The 7987-nt window shown below is 40.7% G+C and carries 8 protein-coding genes and 1 pseudogene; 6 read left to right on the top strand and 3 right to left on the bottom strand.

The window, feature by feature from the left end:
- From IM456_RS15425 to nusB, 6 genes are all read left to right on the top strand, one after another.
- Nucleotides 1–324: zinc ribbon domain-containing protein (locus IM456_RS15425; RefSeq protein ID WP_287712789.1), on the top strand; the 324-nt coding region annotated here is incomplete at its 5' end.
- Between the two features lie 38 nt (nucleotides 325–362).
- Entirely contained in the window at nucleotides 363–1727 is a 1365-nt protein-coding gene (locus IM456_RS15420; RefSeq protein WP_287694281.1) for a UDP-N-acetylmuramoyl-tripeptide--D-alanyl-D-alanine ligase, read from the top strand.
- A gap of 7 nt (nucleotides 1728–1734) precedes the next feature.
- Nucleotides 1735–2706 (top strand): hypothetical protein, encoded by a 972-nt coding sequence (locus IM456_RS15415; protein WP_287694278.1) that lies wholly within the window; start codon nucleotides 1735–1737, stop codon nucleotides 2704–2706.
- Between the two features lie 639 nt (nucleotides 2707–3345).
- Nucleotides 3346–3933: a protoporphyrinogen oxidase HemJ gene (gene hemJ, locus IM456_RS15410; RefSeq protein ID WP_149987172.1), complete on the top strand. Its 588-nt coding sequence runs from the start codon at nucleotides 3346–3348 to the stop codon at nucleotides 3931–3933.
- Between the two features lie 435 nt (nucleotides 3934–4368).
- The gene (locus IM456_RS15405; protein ID WP_149987171.1) at nucleotides 4369–5832 is read left to right on the top strand and encodes a DNA phosphorothioation system restriction enzyme; all 1464 of its coding nucleotides are present in this window, start codon (nucleotides 4369–4371) and stop codon (nucleotides 5830–5832) included.
- Between the two features lie 155 nt (nucleotides 5833–5987).
- A complete protein-coding gene (gene nusB, locus IM456_RS15400) occupies nucleotides 5988–6641 on the top strand; it encodes a transcription antitermination factor NusB (protein WP_149987170.1) in 654 nt (217 codons plus the stop codon).
- Nucleotides 6642–6659: 18 nt separating this feature from the next.
- On the opposite strand, the gene IM456_RS15395 is transcribed toward nusB, so the two are convergent.
- The 3 genes and pseudogenes from IM456_RS15395 to IM456_RS15385 all read right to left on the bottom strand — a co-directional run.
- Nucleotides 6660–7133 (bottom strand): CYTH domain-containing protein, encoded by a 474-nt coding sequence (locus tag IM456_RS15395; RefSeq protein ID WP_149987169.1) that lies wholly within the window; start codon nucleotides 7131–7133, stop codon nucleotides 6660–6662.
- A 21-nt stretch (nucleotides 7134–7154) separates the two neighbouring features.
- Nucleotides 7155–7316 (bottom strand): annotated as a pseudogene (locus IM456_RS15390) (VOC family protein); the annotation flags it as partial.
- Between the two features lie 14 nt (nucleotides 7317–7330).
- On the bottom strand, nucleotides 7331–7987 hold a 657-nt coding region (locus IM456_RS15385; RefSeq protein WP_287693459.1), incomplete at its 5' end, for an RNA-guided endonuclease InsQ/TnpB family protein.

Genomic DNA, 7987 nt, shown 5'->3' with positions numbered 1-7987 from the left:
CCACCGCATTTTACTAGCCAAGATTGTTCAGTTTGTGAGACGAGAGTTCAAAAAACATTAAGCACTAGAACTCATCAATGTCCCAATTGTCAAACAGTCTTGGATAGGGATCATAATGCAGCCATCAACATTCTTAAAAAAGGGTTGAAATATTTGGGAAATCATCTCAACGGTACTGTTGGGCAAACAGAAACCGACCCAAACGCCTTGGGAGAGTCCGGCCTCTGGATTCTTAATGGAGACATTGAGAATCTAAGTTGTCTCGTCGAGCAAGGAATTTCTAACAGCGATGTGGAAAGAATCCCCCGTCACAGCGTAGCTTGACGGTGGGAGTATGTTAATCCTAAGTATTTTTATTGTCTATGGCCTTTCATTTATCCCTCAATCAACTAGCTCAATTATTGTCCTTACAAGATAATGGTGACATAAGTTTTAGTCCCGATAGTTTAGTATCTGGCATTAATACTGATAGCCGTAGTATTGAGTCAGGACAAGCATTTTTGGCCTTAAAAGGTGATAATTTTAATGGTCATGATTTTATCGATATGGCTATCGAAAAAGGAGCGGCAACCTTGATTATCGATCAGCCAGTTTCGGTAAATTACTCTAGTAATATTCCTGTATTCCTGGTCCAGAATACCCTAGAAACCTATCAGCAATTAGCCCATTGGTGGCGGAATCAATTTACTATACCCGTGATTGCTATTACAGGATCGGTGGGGAAAACCACGACTAAAGAATTAATCGCTTCGGTATTAGCAACCCGGGGAAAGGTACATAAAACCCTAGCTAATTATAACAATGAGATCGGAGTGCCGAAAACTCTCCTCGAACTGGATGAAACTCACGATAGTGCCGTAATCGAGATGGGAATGCGGGGACGGGGAGAAATTGCCCTGCTCGCTCAAATCGCCCAACCGACGATCGCAGTGATTACTAATGTGGGAACTGCTCACATCGGTCGTTTAGGGTCGGAAGCAGCGATCGCAGAGGCCAAATGCGAGTTATTGGCCGAGTCGCCTTCTAGTAGTATAGCTGTTCTTAACTACGATCACCCTTTACTTACCGAAACAGCTAAACGGGTATGGCAGGGGGAAACAATTACCTATGGCTTCTCTGGCGGCGATATAGTCGGGGAATTACTGGATTTAACTACTTTACGAGTAAATGGACTAGATTTTAACTTACCTTTATCCGGTCGTCATCATGCTTTAAATTTTATGGCGGCCTTGGCCGTAGCGAAAATTTTAGGCATCGATTGGACTTCTTTGCAAGAGGGAATTAAAGTTAATTTACCCAGTGGTCGGGCCAAACGTTACCAATTAGAGCCAGATATCCTACTCCTCGATGAAACCTATAACGCGGGTCTAGAATCAATGTTAGCGGCCTTGTATTTACTGAAAGCTACTCCCGGTCAGCGTCATATTGCTGTTTTAGGTACGATGAAGGAGTTAGGGTCTTTTTCTGAGCAATTACATCGCCAAGTCGGTGAGAGGGTGCAAAAACTAGGTATAGATCGCTTGTTTGTCTTGGTAGATGACCCGGAAGCTAAGTTTATTGCCGAGGCGGCTACTGGGGTCGATTGCGAATGTTTTCAAACTCACGCAGATTTAATTAATCGTTTAAAGGAAGTGATCGATTTCGGCGATCGCATTTTATGCAAGGCTTCCCATTCCGTCGGTTTGAATCGCGTGGTGGAGGAGTTAATCAGTGATATTGGGGGTTAGGGAATAGGTGTTAGATAATAAAGCATTTTTTAGCAAGAATAGCCGATTAAAAACAGTTTTTTCAGCGATTTTAGTCCTAGTTTTCTTTTTTTCGGTCGTGCAAGTCTCTTTTGCTCAACAATCGAGACAACTGGAGACTTATCTTCCGGATCTCAGTGGTTTAGCTTGGGTAGAAGCAGATATTTTTCTAGGGGTTCACGATGCCAAAAATAAGGGCAAAAATAGTGATCCATCTCAACCAAGGCTGAGTCTTTTACGGCTGCCTACGCAGGAAAAACCCCTATTATGGCAGGTTTTAAGGGTAGATTGGCCAAATCCAGAGGGATTGAGTAACGATCTCGAAAGTATTACTCATATCCCTGAAACTAACTTATTTTTGTTGGCTGAAAGTGGCGACAAAAAACCTTTTCAAAGACTATTTTTACTAGCATATAACCAGCAAAAAGTCAAGATAGTTGAGCAAATAAATTGGCCGATCGCGGTGAAAAATGTAGAGGCGATCGCTGTTAGTCGGCAAGGCGATCGTTATCTATTTATCTACGCAGAACGGGCCGATAGTCAAGAGAGTACAAAAATTCGCTGGACGGATATCTCCTTCAATCCCTTAAAATTCGGGGAATTTCAGTCGGTAACTTTTCGGAGTCCTTTTGGTAGTGGTAAAAATATTCGCCTCATCTCCGATTTAGCTGTAGATAAGCAAGGTAATATCTACATCGCTTCTGCTGACGATCCAGATAGTGCGGGAGTGTTTAGAAGTGCTGTTTACCGTATCGGTCAAGTTAAAGCTGATAATAGCCTAATTATTGCCCCTAATCCCCAAAAAATTGCAGAAATCGACGGCTCCAAAGTGGAAGCGGTGACTACCAGAGAGTCTCCTAGAGGTGAAGTAGAAGTCTTTATCGGTACAGATGATGAGAATTATGGCGGTTTTCTGCGACCGCTGCTGTTAGATAATTACTCGCAGCTAGAAATCCGCTAGACCGCAGCATACTTTGTGCTTTTTGTCAAAAAAACTTTTTCTTTGCAATAAAACTACACAAAAAAAAGATCATCGTTGTGGGTGAAATTGACTCATTTACCTGTCTTAATTCGGATCACCTTCTAGGTGTGGCAAGGGTTTCAACCGTTGCTGCCCAAAAAAGCACAGAAAAAGCGATTATGAAATTCCATAAAATCGCTGTAACCATCATAACATCGTTGTTAAATAAAAATCTTTCTCAATTAATTTTTAAGAATTTGTAAATATTGCGGAATGTTAATTTAAATATTCTCAAGTTTTTGGAGTTGATCAATAACTTTTGCTTATCTTTGTCGGAAAATAGGACTCTGGCAAAAATCCAACATCTACCATTGGGTTAGGAGTCAGTCCCGATGAAAAAATTTTCACCCCCACAGATGAAAGAGGTTTCCTTCCCTACACCCCACACCCCACACCCCACACCCTCTTTCAAGTCAGGAGATTATTTTTATTTATTCTCCCCGCTCCCCTGCTCCCCTGCTCCCCGCTCCCCAACCCGCAACCCCTATTTTCCGTCTAAACTTTTGTATAGGGATAGTCTGGGAAAGCATGGATAGCTCTTAGACTAATTAATTCGGGACTCACATCACAATATAGACTATGGCTTACTATTGGTTTAAAGCATTTCACCTGATTGGGGTAGTTGTTTGGTTTGCGGGACTATTTTATTTGGTACGTTTGTTTGTCTATCACGCGGAGGCAGCAACAGAAACGGAACCCGCACAAGCTATTCTGAAAGCACAATACGAGATCATGGAGAAGCGACTCTACAATATCATTACCACACCGGGGATGATTGTCACCGTGGCCATGGCGATCGGTTTAATCTCCACAGAACCGGAAATTTTAAAATCGGGATGGTTACATATTAAATTATCCTTTGTGGCTCTTTTACTGCTCTATCATTTCTACTGTGGTCGCATCATGAAAAAGCTAGAAAAAGGGGAATGTAATTGGACGGGACAGCAATTTCGGGCATTAAATGAAGCACCAACCCTGTTATTGGTAGTTATTGTCCTTTTGGCAGTATTTAAGAATCAATTACCCCTCGATTTGACCACTTGGTTAATTGTAGCTTTAGTGGTATTAATGGCAGTGACAATCCAACTTTATGCTAAAAAACGTCGCAAAGATCAAGAAAAACTTCAGCAAAATACTCCCCAAAAAGAAGAAGTAGCGACCATGTAAATTATCCTAATCATTTCCTAGATTTCTAGGATAACAGTTAAGAGTGGTTTGACAGCTGTGGGATGGACTAAAAAGACCATCCCAATTGTATAGGTAGCAACGTTTAGCTTTTAGCTTTTTGGCTTTTTGCTATTTTTGAGCTTATACAAAAACTATTTTTAATAGTGTGATGAACTCCCAAGCTATGGATTGTTTCTCCCTGCTCCGGTGCTCCGCTGTTCCCCTATACCTTTTAAACAGGATTTAGTATTATAAACCTCTTGCATAATTAATTTTTCTGGGTTCAACAACGGCAAAAATTAAGAATTAAATGGCATAAAATCTGTAAATAGACCATTTAACTGATTATTATTCATTCTTAATTCTCCTGACTCCTGACTACTGGCTACTGACTCCTAACCCTAACAACAATTTTTGATTTTTACAAGAGGTCTTATGAATAGTTGCTGGATAGATTGGGAAAAAATAACTAGGGATTTTCTCAGTTCCCGCAAGCTCAAGCAAGTTGCTGAATTGCGAGGATTCTATCGAGTTAATCCCTCTGGTATTCCTAGGATTCCCCCCGATTTAGAATTGAGAGACTACCAAAATACAGCGATTATCAGTTGGTTTCGTAATCGGGGACGGGGAACTTTAAAAATGGCCACCGGCAGCGGTAAAACTATTACTGCTTTAGCTATTGCCATGGAACTTTACCAAGCGATAGAACTGCAAGTATTATTAGTAATTTGCCCCTATCGTCACTTAGTCAATCAATGGCAACGAGAAGCGGAAAAATTTAATCTTAAACCGATTTTAGCCTACGAAAGTGTCCATACATGGCAAAGTCAACTATCGACAGAATTATATAATGTGCAAGCGGGTAATCAAAAATTTGTCACTATTTTAACTACTAACTCAACTTTTATTAGCGAGGGGTTTCAATCACAAATAAAATTTTTCCCCGATAAAACTTTAATCGTTGGTGATGAAGCACATAATTTAGGCTCCCCCCGATTAGAAGAATTATTACCCCGTTCTTTAGGTCTAAGATTGGCTTTAACCGCCACTCCTGAAAGATATTTTGATGAGGAAGGAACTGACGCTATTCTTGATTATTTTGGGCAAATTCTACAACCAGAATTTACCCTAGCTGATGCTATTAGTAAAGGTGCTTTAGTCAATTATTTTTATTATCCAGTCTTGGTTAAATTAACCGATAATGAGGCTTTATTATACGCAAAATTAACCCAAAGAATCGGCTGGACTTTGCAGAAAAATAGTAATTTCAATGGTAATGAAAGCCTCACCGCTTTGTTAATGCAAAGGTCACGATTAGTTGGTTCAGCAAGTAATAAATTACAGGCTTTACAACAACTGATGCAAGAGCGTTTAGATACGGATCATACTTTATTTTATTGTGGGGATGGTTATGTGGAAAATTATACTGCTAATTATCGTCGTCAAGTAGAGGCAGTTACTCATTTATTGGGCAATCAATTAGGTTATCGAGTTGCTACCTACACCGCAGAAACTTCCCTAGAAGAACGAGAAAAAATTCGCCAACAATTTGAGGAGGGTTATCTACAAGGATTAGTGGCAATTAGATGTTTAGATGAGGGAGTAGATCTGCCATCAATTCAAAACGCAGTCATTCTGGCTAGTAGTGGTAATCCTCGACAATTTATTCAGCGTCGCGGGCGAATATTGCGACCCCATCCCGATAAAAAACAGGCCACTTTATTTGATATGATTGTTATGCCACCGACCTTAGATCGAGAAACTTGGGAAGTAGAAAGGAATTTATTACGCAAGGAATTAAAACGCTTTCTGGAGTTTGCCCAATTAGCTATTAATGCTCAAGAAGCTGAGACTAAATTAGGGGAGATTCAAGATAGATATTGTCTTTTGTCTAATTAAAACCTGAAAAATTAAATCTTGGCAGCTTTTATGCTAAAATAGAAGTTGGTCAAGAATTGATCTGAAAGTCAAGATTGATCGCCGAGAAAAATTAACCTAACCGAATAGCGATCGATAAAGTTGTATAATTTTCTTTCCTCTACTTCTAAACTTCTATGTCTCCCCGTCAACAACCCCGCCGCATTGCTCGAGAACTTGCCCTTTTGAGTTTAAGTCAGATTAAAGGCAATCCTGAAAACCTGGAACAGCAAACTTTAAACGATTTAATTTTAGTCGCGGTTAGAACCTTAACCCTGGAAATTCAAGAAACCTTAGAAACCGCCGCCGCCGAAATTAGTCGTGGTAATGAACGGATTCTCTCTAGTGATACTAAGGCGACAAATCTAAAAAGCGCCCAAACCATGGTAAAAGAAGCGATTTCTCTTACTCACAATGCCATTAATCGTTTAGGAACCGTGATAGATTTTCCCGAAATTGTTCAGTTATCTAGTCAGTACGAAGTGCGGGAATATGCCCTAGAATTAATCGGTACAGTCTATCGTCGTCGTGCGGAAATCGAACAGGAATTAACCGGCGCTTTAGTGGATTGGCAACTACATCGTTTACCAAGAATTGATCGGGATATCCTCCAAATTGCCGTGGCAGAAATGCTCTATCTCGATCTACCTCAAAAAGTAGCGATTAATGAAGCAATCGAATTAGCAAAACGTTATTCTGATGATGAAGGTTATCGCTTTATTAATGGCGTTCTCCGACGGGTAACGAATAAGCTAAACGAATCAGAAAAAGCCGTATATACCCAGAGTTAACCACGAAAGAAATTAATACTACAATGACCACATTTTATAGGGAGATTTCTGTAAATTGCTATTGTAGTATCGCTCATCTCCCGTGACTTCTTCGCCGATCCAATCAGGAATAGTAATGACTTGATCCTCTTGTTCTAACTCAATTTCAGCCATAATCAAACCTTGATTATCCCCTAAAAATTCATCAACTTCCCAAGTTAAATTATCCAGAGAAATGCGATGACGAATCTTTTCAATTAAAGGTTTTTTACAGAGGTTTTCTAGCATTATTGCCGCATCTTCTAGGGGAATTGCATACTCGAATTCCAGCCGACTAATGCCCTCAGTCTTGCCTTTAATGGTTAAATAACCCCGATCTCCAACTACACGAACCCGCACGGTTGTCAATCCATCTTGGGTAGGAATATATCCCTGACGATACAACTTGCCAGCAGCCAGCGATCGCCAAGAATCCCCTTTAACCAGAAACTTCCGTTCAATTTCAACAGTCATAAGCTTTTGACGACGATAAATTTAAGCCGTAGCCACGGCAGCACCTTGGCTTCCTAGTTGAATTAACTCAATCTTGTAACCATTAGGATCTTCCACGAAAGCAATCACGGTAGAACCGTGTTTCACCGGGCCTGGCTCCCGGGTGACATTGCCACCAAGAGCTTTAATTTTCTCACAGGTGCTTTGACTCTCCCCCGCTAACCGCTCGCGCGGTATAGCGGGGGATTCTCGGTTCTTAGGCTTTTAACTAGATCGACCTGGTTTAACCGGTCGATCCCCGTCAAATCGCCTCCGCGAGCGTTTTCTAACACGGTCAGTCCGACCGCGTTTTTTCCTCGGTTCTCGATTACCTTTGCTGATGCCGTATCTCTCGGTTCGATGTGGCCGCAAGAATCACACCGGTGAACTCTTTCCGATAACGCTTTTTTACCGGTGAACGCACCACAATTAGGACACTCCTGTGAAGTTCCGTTTTTATTAACCTTAAGATAATATTTTCCCCGTTTCCAAGCGACAAACGGTAATATCTCGTTAATAAAACTACCGATACCCGAATCTAGAGATTGTTTTCTAACGATCCCTCTAGACCAGGAAACGAAGTTAATATCTTCGACAAAGATATTATCAGCAAGATCACAAAGGTAATGAGCTAACTTAAAATGCCAATCTCTACGAGTATTAGACACTTTTTCATGTAATCTCGCTATCTTCTCCTGAAGTTTTAACCAACTGTTTGAGCCTTTGACTTGATGTTTCAAGCGTCTTTGTAGCAATTTAAGCTTACTCTGTACTTTCAACAAAAATCGAGGGGCTTTGATTAAATCTCCCCGTGAAGTAGCGACAAAACTCTCAAT

Origin of the sequence: Microcystis sp. M079S1, assembly GCF_020246425.1 — a bacterium.
GTDB lineage: Bacteria > Cyanobacteriota > Cyanobacteriia > Cyanobacteriales > Microcystaceae > Microcystis > Microcystis aeruginosa.
The sequence above is the reverse complement of the archived record's forward strand: the minus strand, read 5'-3'. Positions and strand labels throughout refer to the sequence as shown.

What these genes read in the sequence shown, in the direction of transcription:
- IM456_RS15420 (WP_287694281.1), top strand. Translation starts at nt 363, where the DNA reads ATGGCCTTTCATTTATCCCTCAATCAACTAGCTCAATTATTGTCCTTA.
- hemJ (WP_149987172.1), top strand. Translation starts at nt 3,346, where the DNA reads ATGGCTTACTATTGGTTTAAAGCATTTCACCTGATTGGGGTAGTTGTT.
- IM456_RS15405 (WP_149987171.1), top strand. Translation starts at nt 4,369, where the DNA reads ATGAATAGTTGCTGGATAGATTGGGAAAAAATAACTAGGGATTTTCTC.
- nusB (WP_149987170.1), top strand. Translation starts at nt 5,988, where the DNA reads ATGTCTCCCCGTCAACAACCCCGCCGCATTGCTCGAGAACTTGCCCTT.
- IM456_RS15395 (WP_149987169.1), bottom strand. Translation starts at nt 7,133, where the DNA reads ATGACTGTTGAAATTGAACGGAAGTTTCTGGTTAAAGGGGATTCTTGG.